The sequence below is a fragment of the Bradyrhizobium sp. STM 3562 genome (genome assembly GCF_045571435.1).
In the GTDB taxonomy this organism is placed as follows: Bacteria; Pseudomonadota; Alphaproteobacteria; order Rhizobiales; family Xanthobacteraceae; genus Bradyrhizobium.
In genome coordinates, this window is sequence record NZ_CP120694.1 from 1470425 (window position 1) to 1490499 (window position 20075).

At 61.5% G+C, this 20075-nt stretch carries 19 protein-coding genes and 1 pseudogene; 19 read left to right on the top strand and 1 reads right to left on the bottom strand.

Features of this window, described 5'->3' with window-relative positions:
• Positions 1–14: 14 nt before the first annotated feature.
• Positions 15–872 carry an alpha/beta fold hydrolase gene (locus P6U23_RS06760; protein WP_407178789.1) on the bottom strand — a complete coding sequence of 286 codons (858 nt, stop codon included), beginning with the start codon at positions 870–872 and terminating at the stop codon, positions 15–17.
• Positions 873–1221: 349 nt separating this feature from the next.
• Here P6U23_RS06760 and P6U23_RS06765 point away from each other — a divergent pair, with 349 nt between their 5' ends.
• The 19 genes and pseudogenes from P6U23_RS06765 to P6U23_RS06855 all read left to right on the top strand — a co-directional run bounded on the left by P6U23_RS06765 (position 1222) and on the right by P6U23_RS06855 (position 20052).
• Positions 1222–2799, top strand: coding sequence for an ABC transporter ATP-binding protein (locus P6U23_RS06765; protein WP_407178790.1), 1578 nt, complete (start codon positions 1222–1224; stop codon positions 2797–2799).
• Positions 2792–3889, top strand: coding sequence for an ABC transporter permease (locus tag P6U23_RS06770; protein WP_407178791.1), 1098 nt, complete (start codon positions 2792–2794; stop codon positions 3887–3889). Before P6U23_RS06765 ends, P6U23_RS06770 begins: the two co-directional genes overlap by 8 nt.
• Positions 3886–4806 carry an ABC transporter permease gene (locus P6U23_RS06775; RefSeq protein ID WP_407178792.1) on the top strand — a complete coding sequence of 307 codons (921 nt, stop codon included), beginning with the start codon at positions 3886–3888 and terminating at the stop codon, positions 4804–4806. Before P6U23_RS06770 ends, P6U23_RS06775 begins: the two co-directional genes overlap by 4 nt.
• 54 nt (positions 4807–4860) lie before the next feature.
• Positions 4861–5946, top strand: a complete 1086-nt coding sequence (locus P6U23_RS06780; protein WP_407181358.1) for a BMP family ABC transporter substrate-binding protein — start codon at positions 4861–4863, stop codon at positions 5944–5946.
• A gap of 256 nt (positions 5947–6202) precedes the next feature.
• A complete protein-coding gene (locus P6U23_RS06785; protein ID WP_407178793.1) occupies positions 6203–7258 on the top strand; it encodes a catalase family peroxidase in 1056 nt (351 codons plus the stop codon).
• Positions 7255–7833, top strand: coding sequence for a cytochrome b (locus P6U23_RS06790; RefSeq protein ID WP_407178794.1), 579 nt, complete (start codon positions 7255–7257; stop codon positions 7831–7833). Before P6U23_RS06785 ends, P6U23_RS06790 begins: the two co-directional genes overlap by 4 nt.
• A 189-nt stretch (positions 7834–8022) precedes the next feature.
• Positions 8023–8220: pseudogene (locus tag P6U23_RS06795) on the top strand (hypothetical protein); the annotation flags it as partial.
• A 111-nt stretch (positions 8221–8331) separates the two neighbouring features.
• The gene (locus tag P6U23_RS06800; RefSeq protein ID WP_407181359.1) at positions 8332–9051 is read left to right on the top strand and encodes a DUF4331 family protein; all 720 of its coding nucleotides are present in this window, start codon (positions 8332–8334) and stop codon (positions 9049–9051) included.
• A 153-nt stretch (positions 9052–9204) separates the two neighbouring features.
• Complete coding sequence (locus P6U23_RS06805; protein ID WP_407178795.1) at positions 9205–9720, top strand: Dps family protein; 516 nt, start codon at positions 9205–9207, stop codon at positions 9718–9720.
• A gap of 328 nt (positions 9721–10048) precedes the next feature.
• On the top strand, positions 10049–10675 hold the full coding sequence (locus P6U23_RS06810; protein WP_407178796.1) for a sensor histidine kinase: 627 nt from the start codon (positions 10049–10051) through the stop codon (positions 10673–10675).
• Between the two features lie 154 nt (positions 10676–10829).
• On the top strand, positions 10830–11438 hold the full coding sequence (locus P6U23_RS06815) for an HdeD family acid-resistance protein (protein ID WP_407178797.1): 609 nt from the start codon (positions 10830–10832) through the stop codon (positions 11436–11438).
• A gap of 67 nt (positions 11439–11505) precedes the next feature.
• Positions 11506–12360: a formate dehydrogenase accessory sulfurtransferase FdhD gene (gene fdhD / locus P6U23_RS06820; RefSeq protein ID WP_407178798.1), complete on the top strand. Its 855-nt coding sequence runs from the start codon at positions 11506–11508 to the stop codon at positions 12358–12360.
• Between the two features lie 118 nt (positions 12361–12478).
• Positions 12479–13906, top strand: coding sequence for a class II fumarate hydratase (fumC, locus tag P6U23_RS06825; protein ID WP_407178799.1), 1428 nt, complete (start codon positions 12479–12481; stop codon positions 13904–13906).
• Positions 13907–13925: 19 nt separating this feature from the next.
• Complete coding sequence (locus P6U23_RS06830) at positions 13926–14327, top strand: hypothetical protein (RefSeq protein WP_407178800.1); 402 nt, start codon at positions 13926–13928, stop codon at positions 14325–14327.
• Between the two features lie 45 nt (positions 14328–14372).
• Positions 14373–15902, top strand: coding sequence for a malate dehydrogenase (quinone) (mqo, locus tag P6U23_RS06835; RefSeq protein WP_407178801.1), 1530 nt, complete (start codon positions 14373–14375; stop codon positions 15900–15902).
• Positions 15903–15960: 58 nt separating this feature from the next.
• A complete protein-coding gene (locus tag P6U23_RS06840; RefSeq protein WP_407178802.1) occupies positions 15961–17373 on the top strand; it encodes a cytochrome ubiquinol oxidase subunit I in 1413 nt (470 codons plus the stop codon).
• 2 nt (positions 17374–17375) lie between these two features.
• Positions 17376–18362 carry a cytochrome d ubiquinol oxidase subunit II gene (cydB, locus tag P6U23_RS06845; RefSeq protein ID WP_407178803.1) on the top strand — a complete coding sequence of 329 codons (987 nt, stop codon included), beginning with the start codon at positions 17376–17378 and terminating at the stop codon, positions 18360–18362.
• Between the two features lie 544 nt (positions 18363–18906).
• Positions 18907–19575 (top strand): response regulator transcription factor, encoded by a 669-nt coding sequence (locus P6U23_RS06850; RefSeq protein ID WP_407178804.1) that lies wholly within the window; start codon positions 18907–18909, stop codon positions 19573–19575.
• A 99-nt stretch (positions 19576–19674) separates the two neighbouring features.
• Complete coding sequence (locus P6U23_RS06855) at positions 19675–20052, top strand: response regulator transcription factor (RefSeq protein WP_407178805.1); 378 nt, start codon at positions 19675–19677, stop codon at positions 20050–20052.
• Positions 20053–20075 lie beyond the last annotated feature (23 nt).

Consider the following 20075-nt stretch of genomic DNA (forward strand, 5'->3'; position numbering starts at 1 on the left):
GGCTGCTGCTTCCGCTAAACCGGCTTATGCGCAAGCCAGCGGCCGGCTTCCGCCGCGAAGAACAGCTCGGAAAGCGCCGCATTGAACGCAGCAGGCTCTTCGCTGGTGATGTTATGGCCGGCGCGGGGAACGACGAGGAGGGCGGCCGTCGGCGCTGTTCGCTTCAGGAAAAAGCTGCCTTCAAGGCAGGGTTCATCCTCATCACCGACGACCACGAGCAGCGGCGGTACGAAGCGCTTCAGCTCGGCTTCCATTTCCCACAGCGTCGGGCGCTTGGCTTGTACGCCGAACATGGTGAGCGAATGGCCAAGGGCTGAATGCTCGGCAAGCATCCGGGTGAACTCGGACCAACCACGCGGATCCTTGTTCTTAAAGGCCTGGCGGTTTGGTCCGTCGGCATATGTCGCCGCGGAAATGCTCATATCTTGCTCGGCGAACATCTTGCCGGTTTCGACCGCCTGCAGTCGCTGCTGTCGACATCGCTCTGGTTCGGGCAAGGAGCCGGCGCCACATCCGGCCGCGACGACCGAGAGGCAGCGTTCGGGATGACGGATGCCAAGATGCAGCGCCGTGTACCCGCCCATGGAATGTCCGACGATGTGAGCTCGCTGAAGTCCCAAGCCGTCGAGAATGGCGAGGACATCGTCGACGGCGATGTCCTGGCTATAGCGTGCGGGCTCTATCGGGATGTCCGATGGCGGATAGCCGCGCTGGCTGAAGGTGATGCAGCGGTGCGAGCGCGCGAAATGGCGCATCTGCGGCTCCCATGTCCGGTAGTCGCCTGCGAATTCGTGAATGAAAAGGACGGCGCTTCCGCTCCCAACGTCTTCATAATAGAGCTTGGTGCCGGCGGAAGCCTGGATATGAGGCATTCAGTCCCCGTAAGTGCGGAAGGGTTTCGCGCGCATCCTGCAACAATTGCGCCAGGGCTCGCGCGGACGCGCGGACCTCATGCGCGTTCGGCAGCGACGACTGTAGGCATGGCGCCGATCGCACCCCAGAGCGATCAGGAGCCCGCGCTCCGTGGTATCCCAGCACGCCTTCTTAGCGGCGACACGGCGGATGAACTGCTGCCATCTGCCGTTCTCCGCCGCTCGCCGCGGGGCCAAAAATCGCTGAATCAGATGGAGCCCGCCGAGTTGGCGCGCGGATTGCTTGTGCCTTCTGGAGCCATTGCTCGCTGCCAAAACCCCTTGGCCGGAGGCTGCTTGAATTGAACACATGGATCAGTCGGGATTTGAAAACCTAAAGCCACGGTTGGTGCTGACCGGGATTACCAAGCGTTACCCGAGCGTGGTGGCGAACGAGGACGTCTCCTTGAGCGTCCGCCCGGGTGAGATTCACGCGGTTCTCGGCGAGAATGGCGCCGGCAAGAGCACGCTGATGAAGATCATCTACGGCGTCGCCAAGCCCGATGCCGGCACCATCCTCTGGAACGACCGTTACGAGACGATCACCGCCCCGGCACAGGCGCGCCGGCTGGGCATTGGCATGGTTTTCCAGCATTTCTCGCTGTTCGAGACCCTGACAGTCTGGGAAAACATCGCGCTGGCGCTGGATGAGCGTGTCCCGACCGCACAGCTCGCGGCGCGGATTACCGAGGTCTCGGAGAGATACGGCCTTCCGATCGATCCCTATCGGCTCGTTCACAGCATGTCGGTCGGCGAGCGGCAGCGCGTCGAGATCGTGCGCTGCCTGTTGCAGGAGCCCAAGCTTCTCATCATGGATGAGCCCACCTCGGTGCTCACGCCGCAGGCGGTCCTGACGTTGTTCAATACGCTCCGCCGCCTGGCGTCCGAAGGATGCAGCATTCTCTATATCAGCCACAAGCTCGACGAAATACGCGCGCTCTGCGACACCGCCACCGTGCTGCGCAGCGGGCGCGTGAGCGGCACCGCGATTCCGCGGAACGAAACCAACGAAAGTCTCGCCCGCTTGATGATTGGTGGCGAACTCGCGGAATGCCACCTGACGCCACGCGAGCCTCAGGAGGCACGACTCGAAGTCGATCATTTGTCGCTGATCTCGTCCGACGCCTTCGGTACCTCGCTTAACGACATTTGCCTTGAGGTCCGAAGCGGCGAAATCCTGGGGATCGCCGGCGTCTCCGGCAACGGCCAGAAGGAATTGATGGCGGCGCTCTCGGGCGAGCGGCTCAGTCCCGATGCATCGATGATCAAGCTGATGGGACGGCCGGTGGGGACGCTTAATCCGGCAAAGCGTCGCGCGCACGGTCTCACCTTCGTTCCCGAGGAGCGGCTCGGCCGCGGCGCGGTACCGCCGATGAGTCTGGCCTACAATGCGCTGCTGACGGGCGCGCAAAGCGGCATGGTGCGGAGGGGGATGATCCTGCCCGGCGTCATGCGACGATTTTCCAAGTCGGTCATCGAACGGTTCAACGTCAAGTGCGGCAGCGAACAATCCGTCGCCTCGAGTCTCTCGGGTGGCAATCTGCAGAAATACATCGTTGGGCGGGAGACCATGCTGCAGCCGAAAATGATGATCGTGGCGCAGCCGACCTGGGGCGTCGACGTCGGTGCGGCGCAACTCATCCGGCAGGCGCTGATCGATCTGCGCGACCAAGGCGTCGGGCTGCTGGTGATCTCGGAGGAGCTCGACGAGCTCTTCAACATCAGCGATCGAATCGCGGTGCTGGCGGGTGGGCGTCTTTCGCCGTCGGTGAAGCCCGCGGAGACGTCGATCGAGCAGATCGGCATCTGGATGAGCGGCAGGTTTGCCGATGCGATGCCCGGCGCGTCCGCTTGCCCGCCTTCGCGACTGGAGACGGCCGATGCTTAGGCTGGAACGGCGTCCGACACCTTCTTCCCTGATGCGCTTTGCCTCGCCGCTACTGGCGGCGCTCTGCATGCTGGTGACGGGATTTCTCCTGTTCAGCGCGCTGGGCAAGGATCCGGTGGAGGCCTTCTATCTCTTCTTCGTGAAACCCGTTTCGAGCACCTATGGCATCGGTGAGTTGCTGCTGAAGACGACGCCGCTTCTGCTCTGCGGCGTCGGACTCGCCTTGGGCTTTCGCGCGAACGTCTGGAACATCGGCGCCGAGGGACAACTCACGATGGGCGCGATCGCGGGCGGCGGCGTCGCACTCTGGTTCGGCGACAGCGACTCCAGCCTCGCAATGCCGCTGATGCTGCTCGCAGGCATTCTCGGTGGAATGGCCTGGGCCGCCATCCCGGCGTTCCTGCGGACGCGGTTCAACACCAACGAAATCCTTGTCACGCTGATGCTGGTGTACATCTCCCAGTTGGCGCTGTCCTGGCTCGTTCACGGTCCATGGCGCGATCCCGAAGGGCAGAACTACCCGCAATCGCAAGGATTCGGCGACGCCGAAACCATGGCGGTGCTGATCTCGGGCACGCGCGTGACCTGGGGCATCGTTTACGCGCTTGCGCTTGCACTCCTGGCCTGGATCTTTTCGCAGAAGACCTTTGCAGGATTCAGGATGCAGGTCGCGGGGCTTGCGCCGGCCGCGGCGGCCTATGCCGGCTTTTCGGAGAAGCGCAATATCTGGATCGCGCTGTTGCTGTGCGGCGGCATGGCTGGCCTTGCCGGCATCTGCGAGGTTGCGGGCCCGATCGGACGCCTGCAGCAGCAGATCTCGCCCGGTTATGGCTTCGCCGCCATCATCGTCGCCTGGATCGGGCGGTTACATCCGATCGGCATCATCTTCGGCGCGCTGCTGATGTCGCTGCTCTACCTCGGCGGCGAGGCGGCGCAGATGGGCATGGGGCTGCCGTCGGCGATCACGGGACTGTTTCAGGGCCTGCTGCTGTTCTACCTGCTGGCGATGGACCTCTTCATCAACTTTCGATTGAAGCGTGTCGAGAGCGCCGAGACCAAGCCCGCGGCCCCGGCGGAGAGCCTCGCATGATTGCCATTGTCCCGATGATTGCCAGCACGGTCGTCGCGGCAACGCCGCTGATCTATGCCGCGCTCGGCGAGACCGTGGTCGAAAGATCGGGCGTGCTCAATCTCGGCATCGAGGGCATGATGCTGATCGGTGCCGTGGCAGGGTTCGCGGCGGCGCGCGCCACCGGCAGCGATGGGGTCGGTTTTGTCGCCGCGGCCGCGGCAGGTATCGCCTTGTCCCTGATCTTCGGTTTTCTCACGCTCAACCTGCAGACCAATCAGGTGGCGACCGGCCTTGCGCTGACTTTGTTTGGCGTGGGTCTGTCGGCTTTCGTCGGCCACAATCTGGCGGGCCTGCCGGTGGAGCGGCTGGCGCCGGTTACGATTCCGGGCCTCACCGCCATCCCCGTGCTCGGCGATCTCCTCTTCCACTACGACATCATGGTTTATCTGTCGGTGGTTCTGTTCGTCGGCGTGCAATGGTTCCTGACGAAATCGCGCATAGGGCTCACTCTGCGTGCGATCGGAGAATCGCCGGCCGTCGCTCATGCGATCGGCAAGCCTGTGTTGGCGACGCGCTATCTCGCGGTGATCTTCGGCGGGGCGACCGCGGGCATTGCCGGCGCCTATCTCTCGCTGGTGCAAACGCCGATGTGGGTCGAGGGAATGTCGGCCGGCAAGGGCTGGATTGCGCTGGCGCTCGTCGTGTTCGGCACGTGGAAGCCAACCCGTGTCGTCGTCGGCGCCTATCTGTTCGGCGGCGTCACGCAGTTTCAGCTCTTCGCGCAAGGCTTCGCGCTGCCGATTCCGACCGAGTTCCTGTCGATGCTGCCCTACGCAGCGACCATCATCGTGCTCGTCATCATCTGCCGCGATCCGAGGACGATCCTGCTCAATCAACCGGCCTCCCTCGGCCACAGTTTTCATCCCACCGCGTGAGAGAGCCGCGCTCGCGGTTTATTCTGCTCTAGCAAGAAGGAAAGTATGATGGAGTTGAGAAAAATCTGGAACGCTCTGCGGGTGTGCGTGGCGGCGGGGCTGACGGCGACCTTGCCGGCGGCGGCGTTCGCTGCCGAACCGCTCAAGGTCGCGTTTGTCTATCTCGGGCCGGTCAGCGACGGCGGCTGGACACAACAGCACGACGTCGCGCGAAAGAAGCTGGAAGCGGCGCTGGGCTCCGCAATCAAGACGACCTATGTCGAGAATGTGCCGGAAACCGCGGATTCCGAACGCGTGTTTCGTCAGCTTGCCGCTGACGGCAACAAATTAATTTTCGCCACTTCATTTGGTTATATGGAGCCGCTGCAGAAGGTTGCGAAACTGTTTCCTGACGTGAAATTCGAGCATGTCAACGGCTTCAAGACCGCTGCGAACATCTCGGTCTACGAGCCTCGCTTCGAGGAGGGCTTTTACCTGATCGGGGTCATCGCCGGCCAGATGACAAAGACCAATACACTTGGCTTCATCGGCTCGTTCCCAATTCCCAGCGTCATGCGCAATATCGATTCGATGACCTTGGGCGCGCAGTCGGTCAATCCGAAGATCAAGATGAAGCCGATCTGGGTCAACACGTGGTACGATCCGGGCAAGGAGCGCCAGGCCGCCGACACCCTGATCGCGCAGGGAGCCGACGCGGTGGCCCAGAACACGGATTCGCCGGCGTCGATCCAGGCGGCTCAGGAGAAGGGCACCTACGCCTTCAGCATCGACGCGGATATGTCGAGCTTCGGCAAGAAGGCGCAGTTGACGGGTACGACCGAGGACTGGAGCGGCTACTATATCGCCGAAACCAAGAAGGTGCTCGACGGCACCTGGACCGGCAACCGGCATACGCGTTGGGGCTTGAAGGAGGGATTGGTGGTGATGGCGCCGCTCAATCCCGATATTCCGCCGGAAGCGGTCAAGGTGTTTGAGGACAAGAAGGCCAAGCTGATTTCGGGCGAGCTGAATCCCTTCGCCGGCCCGATCAAGGACAACGGCGGCAAGGTAATGGTTGCCGCCGGCAGCACCATGCCGGCCACCACCTTCAACTCCCTGAACTGGTATGTCGAGGGCATCGAGGGCAGCGTGCCCAAGTAAGCAAATCAGCAGCCTATCTGTTCTGCCGTGCCGGCGTTTCCTCACCGAGACGCCGGCATGTTGCTATTGAGAGCCATGTTGGTGTGCCTCACATCCAGTCGGGGCACGGGCTCCAGAATCCCGTGGTCTCCGAGGCTGGAGGAGATGCGCACTCGGTCGCTCGACGTGCGATTCGGATAGCGTTTCGTCGTGTTCGAAAGACCAGGGCCGCGGGCAGGGAGAAAGAGGGCCATCCGCCCGAACAGTGAGCCCTTGCATGTCCCCGCTGCACAATTCTCCCTTACGCCTGCTCGGATCTCTCGTGGTGATCTCGGCGATCGTCGGTGGTGGTGCTGCCGCACTCGCTTACACCGCGGGGTGGCTCTCGCCGCAGCGCCTGACGCCGGACAAGATGCTGGCCGCGCTGGCGCCCCCAGGCGGTCCGGCGCTCGGCCATCGCCGGAACCACGCAAAGGGCATCTGCTTCACGGGTGTCTTCGAGTCGAATGGAAACGGAGCGGGGCTCTCGAGCGCACAGGTTTTCACTCGCGGCCAATATCCGGCCCTGGGCCGCTTCAACCTGGGAACGGCCGATCCGAACGCCGCTGATGCGATGGTGCGAGTGCGCGGCATGGGGCTGCGCGTCGCCACCCCGGATGGCCGGGAATGGCGCAGTGCCATGATCGATCCCCCGTTCTTCCCGGTGTCGACGCCGCGAGCCTTTCGTGACCTGCTGCTGGCGTCCGCCAGCAAGGATCCGAATGCAATGAAAACATTCACCGCGGCGAATCCCGAATTCGCGGCGTTCGCCGCCTGGGCTTCGAGCGCGCCCTGGACCGGCAGCTATGCCGAAGAACGCTACAACAGCCTCAACAGCTTTACCCTGACGGATGCGGCTCGCGTGGAGCATACGGCACGCTGGTCGCTCGTCCCGACGGCGCAGATCGTTCCTGTCACGCATGATGATCTCGCCAAGCGCGGTCCGGACTTCCTGGAGCGGGAGATCACTGAGCGCGTGCGCAGTGGGCCGGTGCGTTGGACCATGGTCGTGACGGTCGCGAATCCCGGTGACCCGACCGCGGACCCGAGCAAGGTCTGGCCCGATGACCGCCGTACGGTGGAGGTCGGCACACTCATCGTGCAACGGATCGAGGCCGAGGCTGACGGCCCCTGCCGCGACATCAATTTCGATCCGACCGTTCTGCCCCCCGGCATACGGACGTCGGATGATCCGTTTCCCGCCGCGCGGTCATCGGTTTACCGGGAATCTTATGACCTACGCACCGCGGAAGCCAAGGACTACCCGCGAACCGAAGCCGGAGCCAAGCCATGATCCATATCCGCCACCGCTTCAGTCCGCTCCAGCGCCTGCTGCACTGGTTAATGGCGGCCTGCCTTCTTGCGATGTTTTTCATCGGCGTCGGCATGGTGTCCACGATCATGCCGAAGTATTTGCCGCTCGTTGCGACCCACGAATCGCTCGGTATCGCCATTCTTGTGCTTGCCCTGATCCGCCTTGTCGTGCGGCTGTATCAGGGGGCGCCGGCCCTGCCGGCCGATCTGCCCGAGCCGATGAAGCTCGCGGCGCATTTGTCGCATTATGCGCTCTATGCGCTCATGATCGCGATGCCGCTGCTCGGCTGGGGGATGCTGTCCGCTGCGGCCTATCCGGTCGTGCTGTACGGGGGGATTCGCCTTCCATCGCTCATGCCGCAGAGCGACAGCCTGCACGCCCTGCTGTGGGATGCACATTTCTATCTTGCTTTCGCATTCTTCGCGCTGGTGCTGTTGCACATCGCCGCGGCGCTATTCCATGCCTTGGTCCGGCGCGACGGCGTGTTCGAGACGATCGCTCCGGTGCCGGTTGGTGACGAGCTTGCCCCAGCCAAAGTAATCCCGGCTGAATAGATGCCGGCAGCGAGCGACGCCATGGATTTGTTGGGTGTCCGTCCATCGCAGCAACGTGCGATTCGGAAAAGGCATGAAGACCTCCGAAAGACCGGCGTGCTGCAGCGAGCTATGGTTGAACGCGCCCTCAACCAGCCTCTTGCCGCACCAGGCACCCGCCTCGTCGCAGCCCTCTCGTGAGCAAAATTCATGTCGCATCACCTGGATTCACCGATCGCCCGGCAAGATATCCGGCTGGACATCACCGACCTTTACCTTTTTCGCGGTGAGCAAGGCACGGTCTTCGTCATCAATGTGGGCCACTCGATCGCGGGACCCGTTCCGAGCCCCGGATTTCATCCGGAGGGGATGTATGAATTTAAAGTCGACCTCAATGGCGATGCCGTGGAGGAGATAACGTACCGCATCAAATTCGCTGAACGGGATGCCGCCGGGCGGCAGCGCATGATGCTTCATCGCGTGGATGGGGGGCAGGCGAGCGATCCACATGCTCCGGGCGTGCTGCTGCTCAGCGGCACGACCGGTGAGACGGTCTCCGACCCCGCCGGATTTCGTCTCTGGGCGGGAAAGGCCGGAGACCCCTTCTGGATCGAGCCCGATGTGCTGCACGCGGTGGGCCACGCGCTTCAGGACGGGACGATCGTCGACCTGAAGGATTGGGATCCGCTGCGGGCGAAGAACTTGTTTGCGGGCCACTCGGTCTATTCGCTGGTGCTCGAAGTGCCCGATACCGAGTTGATCGGGAACGGTGGAAAAATTGGCGTCTGGGCCGTCGCATCCTTGGCGACCGATGCCGGCGGATGGCGATCGATCAACCGCGTGGGACTCCCGATGATCCATCCGCTGTTCACCCAATACAACGAAGATCTGGGTAACCGTCTCAACGCGGGACGACCGGCCGATGACTTCGCGACCTTCGGTGACGCTGCGATCAAGGCGATCGCGGGGGCAGTGCGAGCGAGCGGGACTGCCGAAGATCCTGAAGGCTACGCGACGAGAATCGCTCATCGGCTCTTTCCGAACCTGTTGCCGTATGTCGTAGGCACGCCCGCGGTCTTTGGCTTCGGTGACTGGAACGGCCGATCCCTGACGGACAACGCGCCGGATGTCATGTTTTCGATCGCGACAAACGGCCCTGTGCGGCTCGGCATTGGCAAGGAGTCCGTGACGTCGAAACCGTCCGGATCATTCCCCTATGTTCCTGCGGTGCCCGCCTGAGCAATGCCCCGTCCGGCCCCACACTCCCTGAGGACCCTTCGTGCGAAATTGAAAACGGCGCGGGTGTCCTGGAAAGACCCGCGATGGCCACATGGCTAGTAACGACGGGCATTAAGGCAATGCGTCTGCCGCTCAACTCAAAAGGATAGAACGATGGTGGCCTCTCGCGCCCGCGAAGAACTGGAAACGCCGACCGATCTCGGGAGGGACGCGGTACGGGATATTCCCGCCGCCCTTGGCGCCCTGCTGGCGGATGTCTTTGCTCTCTACGTCAAGACAAAGAACTTCCACTGGCACATGTCCGGTACGCATTTTCGCGACTATCACCTGCTGCTCGATGAGCAGTCCGATCAGATCTTTGCGATGACCGATCCGATCGCCGAGCGCGCGCGCAAGATCGGCGGCACGACCATCCGCTCGATCGGTCATATCGCGCGCCAGCAGCGCATTCTCGACGACGACGCGGAATACGTCGATCCACAGGACATGTTGGCCGAGCTGCGCGGCGACAACCAACAACTAACAAAGGAAATGCGGCAGGTACACCAGCTCTGCGATGAATATGGTGATGTCGCGACGGCAAGTCTCCTGGAAAACTGGATTGACGAAACCGAACGGAGGACCTGGTTCCTGTACGAGACCTCGCGCAGGCGCTCAAATTCCGAGTGAGCAAGGATTCTTCATTACGCCCTCTGCGCCGCGCGAGCCTTTCAGGCAGCCGAATGCCGGTCCTCTCGGCGCCGGCATTACTGTGGCGCTTCGCGGGTGCCGCGCCGAGGGGCTCTGCCGATTTAGCTCGGCCTCAAGCGAGGATGGCAAGGATGAGGGAGCACTAAGACCATCGCTGAAACCAAGCGTGCAATTGTAAAACGCGGCTGGCGCGCTCGAAAGATGAGCGCACATTCCCCGGATATGTTGAGCCGCTGATCGGCTCATTTGTGTAACCAGGAGCGAGCGTTCAGGGCGCTCGCTCCTGGATGGTATCCGGGATTGCGAGATGAATAGTCACGTACAGGCTTCTTCCGAACCGGTGGTTCACTCGGAGCGACTGCTGCTGCGGGAGTTATCGCACCGGATCAACACTGAATTTGCGTTTGCAATCAGCTCGCTGTCACTGGCGGCGGACCGTTGCAAGAGCAGTGAGGCCAAGCTGGCGCTCGGCGCGGTTCAGGATCGCCTGCAGAGCTTCGCTCGTGTGCATCGATCCCTGCAGATGCCAGACTACAGCACGACGATCGACGCGAGCGCCTATCTTCACAAGCTGTGTCAAGCCATCAGCCACTCGAAGCTCGAGAGCAAGGGCATCGAGCTGACCCTGTCCCTCTGTCCGCTCAGGATGAGCTCGGAGCGCTGTTGGTATCTCGGGATGATCGTGTTCGAGTTGATTACGAATGCGGTGCGCCACGCGTTTCGACAGGGCTCTGGAAATATTGAGCTTGAGCTTCTGCCGTCCGGAGCGTCGGTCGAATGCCGTATCACCGATAACGGAACATCCAATCCCACCATTTCTCCAGGAATGGGCTTGAGAATCGTCGAAGCGCTCGCAAGCAATCTGGATGGGACGATCGACACACAGTTCGGGCCACGTGGAACGAGGTCGATCCTGATCTTCCCCCTGGACTAGGCGTGTTGGCGTGATCCACAACGAACTGCTCTGCCGTGCGAACCGGGAACGGGCGAGAGCTGGTCGAAAGACTGTGCATGGTGGGCCCGGCCAAGCTCCGATCCGTGGCGACGTGACGCGCCGCCACTGAAGATCCACAGGAGGCCTTAAGGTCATGACGAATGCTCTCAATACGCTCGAGGTCAAACCGGCGCTCGGCAGCGCCATACGCGCGATCAGCGGCAAGTGGGGTTGGTTCGTCGTGCTTGGCGTTGGCGATCTCATCCTTGGCGGCATCGCATCCACAAATCTGATGTTGGCCAACCTGGCTTCGGTGTTGTTTATCGGAGCGGCGGTGCTGGTGAGCGGCCTGTTCCAGATCGTGCACGCGTTTACAGCGCGAGGCCTTGGTAGCTTTTTGTTCTGGCTGTTGAGCGGCCTGGTTTACGCGGCGGCGGGCGCCATCATTCTCTATGATCCTGTCCTGGCCTCCGTCGAATTATCGCTCCTGGCGGGTGTGTTCATGGTGGTTGCGGGCGTCATGCGGGCCTGGGCGGGATTGCGTTCGCGACCCGCGGCGGGCTGGCGCTGGATCGTGGCGGCAGGCGTTCTCACCTTGTGCGTGGGCGCCATCTTGATCGCGGCATGGCCAAGCATCGGCCTCTGGTTTCTTGGTGCCATGCTTGTCGTCGATCTGATCTTCCAGGGATGGGGTTTCCTTGCCTTCGGTATCGCGCTCAAGGTGCGCGCGTCGCGGCATTCGAGCGAGTACGCGCATACGTAGGCCTCCCGGATGCTGCACGCCGCCATTTGGGGGCTGTCATTCAAGCGACGCGCCAGGAGATGTTGCGATGCGCCCTCTCGGATTTACGGAATTTGCCAATTTGCAGTGGAGGGGAGCCGTGCCGACGCGTTCCTTGCGGCCGGTCGCCGAAGAAAGCGCCATCGCGCTGACCTATAACGGCTCGACCTATGCGGTCATGATGGCGACGCCGGCGGATCTCGGCGACTTTGCCGTCGGTTTTTCGGTCACCGAAGGCATCATCGATGGCATCGACGAGATTGAGACCATCGACATCATCGAAACCGGGCTTGGAATTGAGGTGCAGATGTGGCTCGTCGAGACTCGCGCGGAGCGTCTCGTCGCGCGGCGGCGGGCGACTGTCGGTCCGGTCGGTTGTGGGCTGTGTGGAATTGAGAGCCTGGAACAGACACAGCGGGCGCCGCGCCCAGTCAGGTCGGGTGCGAAGTTCGGCGCGCGCGAGCTCCTGGACGCAATGTGCGCGCTCGGGCCGCAGCAGCAGCTCAATCGCCGGACTCGGTCGGTTCATGCGGCGGCGTTCTGGCGGCCAACTTCCAGCATCGGTCCGGTTCGGGAGGATGTCGGTCGCCACAATGCGCTCGACAAGCTCGCGGGCGCGATCCTGGCCGGGAATGTATCTGCCTGCGACGGGGCGGTCCTTCTCACAAGCCGCGTGTCCGTTGAGATGGTGCAGAAGACTGCGATGATGGGGGTTCCGCTGCTTATGGCGATGTCAGCCCCCACGTCGCTTGCAATACGAACGGCAGATGCCGCCGGGATCACGCTGATTGCGGTCGCACGTCATGATGGCTACGAGGTGTTTACGCAGCCGCACCGCATCACCTTCCCAGTAGGCGCAGCGCATTGCGCACTTCAAGACGATTGTGGGCTCCCGGTCGCATGAGGGCATCGGCGCCCATGCAAATCGGCAAAACCTATTCGTTTGCGGAAAGCCAGCCGCGGCTGGTGTCGCTAGCCTGTAGCTGCGTCTCACGGTCGGGACGCCCGCGATGGGAATGAGCATGAGCGATTTCCGTACCGAAACAGATAGCCTTGGCGAGGTGAGGGTACCCGCCGACAAGCTCTGGGGTGCCCAGACGCAACGATCTCTCGAGCACTTCAGCATCGGCAAGGATCTGATGCCACGCGAGATGATCACCGCCTATGCGGTCCTCAAGAAAGCGGCCGCCAATGCAAATCACAGAGGCCATCGACTAAGCGATGAGGTGCACAGGCTCATCGTTCTGGTCTGCGATGAGATCCTTGCTGGCCGGCACCACGACATGTTCCCGTTGCATGTCTGGATGACCGGAAGCGGTACGCAGTTCAACATGAATGTGAACGAGGTCATCTCCAACCGCTGCTGCGAGCTGGCGGGAACACCGCTTGGGAGCAAGAAACCCGTTCATCCCAATGACCATGTCAACATGGCGCAATCCTCGAACGACAGCTTTCCATCCGCGATGTACGTCGCGGCGGCAGTCAACGTGAAAAAGCGCCTGCTGCCCGCGCTGAAGGCGCTCCATGACGCCATCGCGGCAAAGGCGGCGGAATGGGACCATGTGGTCAAGATCGGGCGGACCCACATGCAGGACGCGACGCCGCTTACGTTGGGCCAGGAATGGTCAGGCTATGTGGGCATGCTGGCGGACAATATCGAACGTATCGAGGACGGCTTGAAAGGCGTTTACCGGCTGGCGCTCGGCGGCACCGCTGTCGGCACCGGGATCAATGCGGCGCCGGATTTCGCCGAGGCCGCAGCGGTCGAGATCGCCGCGTTGACCAGCCTGCCATTCGTGAGCGCGCCCAACAAATTCACGGTGCAGGGTGCGCATGATGCGCTGGTCCAGCTCTCCGGCACGTTCCGCACTCTTGCGGCTTCGCTGTACAAGATCGGCAATGATATTCGCCTGATGTCCTGCGGTCCGCGCGCGGGTTTTGCCGAGCTTTTGATTCCGGAAAACGAGCCGGGTTCCTCGATCATGCCGGGGAAGGTCAATCCGACGCAGGCGGAGGCGCTCACCATGATCGCCGTTCAGGTCATGGCCAATGACGTCGCCGTCGGCATTGGCGGCGCTGGCGGCTACCTCGAGATGAACGTCTATAAGCCGTTGATGATCTACAACATCACGCATTCGATCACGATCATGACCGACGGCTGCGTCAATTTCCGCAAATTCCTTATCGAGGGGACGCGCCCCAATCTGAAGAAGATCAAGGAATATGTCGAGCGTTCGCTGATGCTTGTGACCGCGCTTTCGCCTGTTATCGGCTACGACAAGGCGTCCAAGATCGCGCATTACGCAATGGACAACGACCTGACCCTCAAGCAGGCCGCGCTCAAGCTCGGGTTCGTCGACGAGCAGGAGTTCGATCGTATCGTCGATCCGATGAAGATGGTGCGGCCCTATGTGGCCACGGAGAGCGATCTCGCCGCTCAACGGCGTTGAGCAGATCGGAGCGATCGTCATGATCAGATGCGTGCGGTTATGGACCGGACCGGATCGCAACTCCTATTTCGAGGAGGGGACGATTGATCTGGCGCCGGGTGTGCGCGGCGACTGGTTGAGCGAGAAGATCAGGGTGGCCAGCATCTCGTTCCAGGAGACGGCATCTGGTGGTGCGTTCACTTGGCACACCGCCCCGGTCCGCCAGCTCGTCATAACGTTAAGCGGCACGCTGGATTTCCAGACACGTGAAGGCAAGCACTTTGTCCTCCACCCCGGAGACGTGCTGCTCGCCGAGGATACAGCCGGTACCGGACATAGCTGGCGGCTGGTCGACGCTTCGTCCTGGCGCCGGGCCTACGTCGTGCTTGAAGCCGGAGCGGAGGTACCGTTCAGGGCCGAGCGGCGGCAAGCCACGAGCTGACTGACAAGCGAAACAGGACTCCGGAAGAACTTAAGGAAAGCCATTATGCAGACCGACCTGCCGACCGAATGCGATGTCGTCCTGATCGGTGCGGGCATCATGAGCTCGACCGTCGGGGTGTTCCTCAAGGAGCTCGAGCCGTCTTTCTCCATTGCCATGCTCGAGACGCTGGAGGATTGCGGGCTGGAAAGCTCGGAGGCCTGGAATAATGCGGGCACCGGTCACGCCGCCAATTGCGAAATGAACTACACGCCGGAACGGCCGGACGGCACGATCGATATCTCCAGGGCCTTGCAGGTTAACGTCGAGTTCGACCTGTCGCGGCAGTTCTGGTCATACCTCGTGCGAAGGGGCGCGATCAAGGAACCGCGCAGCTTCATCCATCCCGTGCCGCATATGAGCTTCGTCCATGGGGCCGCCAACGTTGCCTTTCTCAGGAAGAGATTTGCGGCGATGTCGGCCCACCACTGCTATGAGGGCATGGAGTACAGTGAGGATCGCAACCGGATCGCCGATTGGGTGCCCCTGGTGATGGAGGGACGGGGCGGTGACGAACCCGTCGCGGCGACGCGGATCATCACGGGCACTGATGTCGACTATGGCGCGCTCACTCACCACCTAGTGCAGCATCTCCTCGATCAGCCGGGAGTCACGGTCCATTACAAACACCGGGTCACCCATCTTCTCCGCGCGGAAGATGGCCGCTGGCGGGTCGAGGTACAGGATCTCGAAAGCGGTGATGTCCGTCCGGTGACCGCCAAATTCGTGTTCATCGGCGCGGGCGGCGGTGCGCTGCCGCTGCTGCAGAAGTCCGGCATTCCGGAAGGAAGGGGCTATGCCGGATTTCCCGTCAGCGGCATCTGGCTGCGCTGCGACGACCCCGAGATCAACAAGCGCCATCATGCCAAGGTCTACGGCAAGGCCGCGGTCGGTTCGCCACCGATGTCGGTGCCGCATCTCGACACACGCGTGATCGGCGGAAAGCACGAACTGCTGTTCGGGCCCTATGCCGGCTTCTCCAGCAAATTCCTTAAGCACGGCTCATTGCTCGACCTCGTCGAGTCGATCAGGCCGGCCAATGTCAAGCCGATGCTGTCGGTCGCCCGCGACAATTTGGATCTGACCGAATATCTGATCGAACAGGTGCTGCAGTCCGAAAGCCATCGCTTGGCGACGCTTGACGAATATTACCCGAAGGCCGACCCCGGGGATTGGAGGCTGCAGGTGGCCGGTCAGCGGGTTCAGATCATCAAGCCAGACGTCAGGCGCGGCGGCGTCCTGGAGTTTGGCACCGAGCTCGTGGGCGCGGCAGACCGCTCGATCGTCGCGCTGCTTGGTGCGTCGCCGGGGGCGTCAACCGCGGCATTCATCGCAATCAGTGTCCTGCAGAAGTGTTTTGCCGATGAGCTGACGGCGAGCGCGTGGTTGCCGAAGCTGAAGGAGATGATTCCGTCCTACGGCATCTCGCTGATCGATGATGCCGCGCTCTGTCGAAACATCCGCGCGGAAACCGCGCGTGTTCTTCAGATCGAGAATATAGCGCCGCCCGCGACCGGCCGTGCCTCAGTGCAATGAAGCGCGCACCGAGGGTCTGGTCCGAAGTCGTTTGAGTTGAGCTGGAAGGAAATTTCCGATGGACATGACGGCGCTCCTCCTGTCGCGGATACAGTTCGGCTTCACCATCTCCTTCCACATCATTTTCCCGTCGTTCACGATCGGTCTTGCCGCCTGGCTCGCCGTACTCGAATCGATGCGTCTTGTGACGGGAAGGCCTGTCTATCAGACCCTGTTTGAGTTCTGGCTCAGGATATTCGGCGTTGCCTTCGGCCTCGGGGTCGTTTCCGGCGTGGTCATGGCGTTTCAATTCGGGACGAATTGGAGCGTGCTGTCGCGGATGTCCGGACCGATCCAGGGGCCACTGCTGTCCTACGAGACGTTCACCGCTTTTATGCTGGAGGCCGGCTTCTTTGGCGTCCTGATCTTTGGACGAAAGCGGGTTGCGCCGGGGTTCTACCTGTTCTCGACGGCCATGGTCGCGCTGGGGACGACGCTTTCGGCATTCTGGATCATGACCAACAATAGCTGGATGCAGTTTCCGGCCGGTTATGCCTTACGCGACGGCGCCTTCGTGCCCGATGATTGGACGAAGATCATCTTCAACTCCGTCGTCTGGGTGCGCTTCCCGCACATGCTGCTGGCGTCCTACCTGACCGGCGCATTCTGCGTCGCGGCGACAGGTGCATGGTATCTCCTGAGGCGAACCTACCGGGCCGAAGCGCGGATCATGCTTCGCATGGGACTATTCCTCGCCGCCGTCCTGATCCCGCTGCAGCTCGTGTTCGGGCATCTGGTCGGCGACTATGTTCATCAGCATCAGCCGGCAAAGTTCGCGGCGATCGAGGCGCGCTGGCACGACGAGCAGCCGGCGTCAGAAGTGCTGATCGCGATTCCCGATTCGATGACGGAGACCAACAGGTTCGAGATCAAGATCCCGGTACTCGGGAGCATCATCGGCAGCATGAGCCTGACGTCAAAGGAAATCGGATTGACGGACTTTCCGCCACAAGACCGGCCACCCGTGCTCGTTCCATTCATGACGTTCCGAATCATGGTCGGCTGCGGATTGATCATGCTGGCACTCGCCTGGCTCGGATCGTACTTGATCGTGAAAGGCCGGATCGAACGCAGCCGCCTGCTGCTCTGGCTCATCTTTCTAAGCTTCCCCTTGCCGTTCATTGCGATCCTCACCGGCTGGTACACCGCTGAGATCGGTCGCCAACCGTGGGCCGTCTACGGCGTGTTGCGCACGGCCGACGCGGTGACGCCTTTCCTGACCGCGCCCGCCGCGATGACGTCGCTGATCCTCTTCGGCGCGGTCTACGCCTTCATCTTCTCGTTCGGGACCTATTACATCTACCGTCTCTTGCGCGCTGGTCCGGTCGCCGCCGCTCCCAAGATCTGGGAAACCGCGGTGCCCAGCCGGCCCATGTCACTGGCGGACAGCGGGCCCGTCGCTACTCGTGGCTATATCGGTGCAGGAGAATAGCCATGGTGATGTTCTGGGTTGCTCTCCTCGCCATCAGTATTCTGATCTACCTGCTGTTGGATGGGTTCGATCTTGGAATCGGGATGCTCTTCGGTTTGACAAGGAGCGAGGCGAACCGAAGCGCGATGCTGAGCACCGTGGCACCGGTCTGGGATGGCAACGAGACCTGGCTGGTGGTTTCCGGCGTGATCCTCTGGGGAGCTTTTCCGGTGGCTTATTCCGTTCTGCTGTCGGCCTTCTATGTGCCTGTTATCGTCATGTTGCTCGGCCTGATCCTGCGCGGGGTGGCCTTCGAATTCCGCAACAAGGCGCTGCGCACCCGCTGGATATGGGAGGCAGGCTTCGCCGGCGGCTCGCTTGCGGCGAGCTTCATGCAGGGCGCGATGGTTGGCGCCCTGGTGAGGGGATTGGCATTTGCCGACGGCGAGTACACAGGAGGCGCGCTCGGCTGGCTGTCGCCATTTTCGGTGCTGTGTGGTGTCGGACTGTGCCTGGGTTACATGCTTCTCGGCGCTTGCTGGCTTGTCAGGAAGTGCGATGGCGTCGTGCGCGCGACGGCACGCCGTCAGATACCGATCCTCGCAATCGGCGTGTTGGGATTCCTGGTCCTTGTTTTCGTCTATGCGCTTGCAGAACATCTGCTTATTCTGCACCGGTGGATCGACAGGCCATATCTGTTCGTATTCCCGGCGATCGGCGCCGCTGCCGCGACGGTGCTTGCAACCAGCATTCTGCGTCATAACGACTATTGGCCATTCCACATGGTAGCGCTGATCTTCGCCTCCGCGTTCGGAACGTTGGCGCTGTCGTTCTGGCCTTATATGATCCCATTCGTCATTACGATCGATGAGGCGGCGGCGCCCCATTCCAGCCTCGCGTTCATGTTCTGGGGCGAGGGCCTGTTCGTGTTTCCGCTCCTCCTTGTCTACACCGCGGTCGGTTATCGCGTCTTTCGCGGCAAGGTCGGACCAATGGTCGATCATTATTGACGCAGCAAAGGCCGCTCGCGAGCTGGTTCAGGAGCAACTGAACGGATACGCTCAGGCAAAGCAGTCATGCCGCGGCATCGATATTCGGCTGCGGCCGATCGACGCGTTTTCACCCGTTCCCGCAAAGCTTCTTTCGCGTTCCATTGATTGCGCGAGCATGTGTGGATCGGGACGCGGCTTTGCCGCGATCCTCGGTGGACAGGGGATGACGATCGAAAACGAAGCAGGATGAACAGGTTAGTTCCGGCATCGCGAGCACCCTTGAGAAATCCAGGATGTTTCACGGCAGCCGCGGCGCGCCAGATTTGCCGGAACCCTGGCCAACCGCCCCTTTCACAACGGGCCATTGTGACCAGGGGAGACATGCCGAAAGCTCGGCTTGCTATGACCGGAACGAGGGGCTGGCAGCCGTGCTGCAATTGCGAATGCTCCCAGAGTTGTTCTAGTTTCTGAGACCAAGTCTTGGGAACAACATGATTATTGTGAGAAGTTCGCCTCCGAAAGCCCGGTCGTTGTTTTTGGCGATTGCTGCCTGAGCCCGCCTATGTCGAAGCCATCTCCTGCGTCCACCCAGCCTGCAGGCTACGCGAGCGGCCTGGATACGATGGTATTCATCGTCGACGATGACGAGAGCGTCAGAATTGCACTGTCCAATCTGCTGCACTCGGTCGGCCTCGAGGTCCAGGAATTTGCCTCGGCTGCCGAACTGTTGCGGAGCAAGCTTCCGGAGGTGGCAAGCTGCCTCGTGCTCGACATTCGGCTGCCGGGATTGAGCGGGCTCGATCTTCAGCTCGAACTGGCGAAGGCGAACATTCGCGTCCCGATTATCTTCATGACCGGCCACGGCGATATCCCGATGAGCGTCAGGGCCATGAAAGGTGGTGCGGTCGATTTCCTGACCAAGCCGTTCCGCGATCAGGATATGCTCGATGCCGTTGCGACGGCGATAGAGCGCGACCGGAGGAGACGCGAGGCTGAACGCTCCCTGCTCGGGTTGCGAGCCCTTTATGAATCGTTGACGGATCGCGAGCGCGAGATTTTCAGCCTGGTGGTGGCCGGGCTCATGAACAAGCAGATCGCGGCGGAGATCGGCGTCGCGGAGATTACGGTGAAAATCCATCGCGGACGTGTCATGAAGAAGATGGGCGCAAGATCGCTGGCCGATCTGGTCAGGATGGCCGAGGCGATCGGAATAAGCCCGATGAAGATCTAAGGGGTTGCGAAACCTAAGTATAATTTCCCGATCCTCTGGCTGTACGCAGATTGTTCGCGGGCCACCTTCCGAAGGATCGCTAACTTGCCGCAGCCTCCGATGATTTCCATCATCGATGACGATGCGTCTGTTCGTGCCGCCGTTGAAAACCTTTTGAGTTCGCTGGGATACCTTGCCTACAGTTTCGGTTCGGCCGAAGAATTTCTTCAATCGGAGCGCCTGCACGATACCGAATGCGTGATCGCCGACATCAATATGCCTGTGGTAAACGGCTTCGAGCTTTTGGTTCGATTTCGCGAGCTTGGAAAAGGCGTGCCATTCATCTTCATCACGGCGTTTCCGGACGAGGCCATATCGGAAAAGATTCTGAGCGCCGAAGCCACCTGGCTTTTGACCAAGCCTTTTGAAAAGGACAGCCTGATTCAGAAACTCGAAAGTGCCTTGCTTCACGCCCAAGATGGCAGGTCCGGCGATTAGCCGATGGGGTGGTCTCGCTCAAA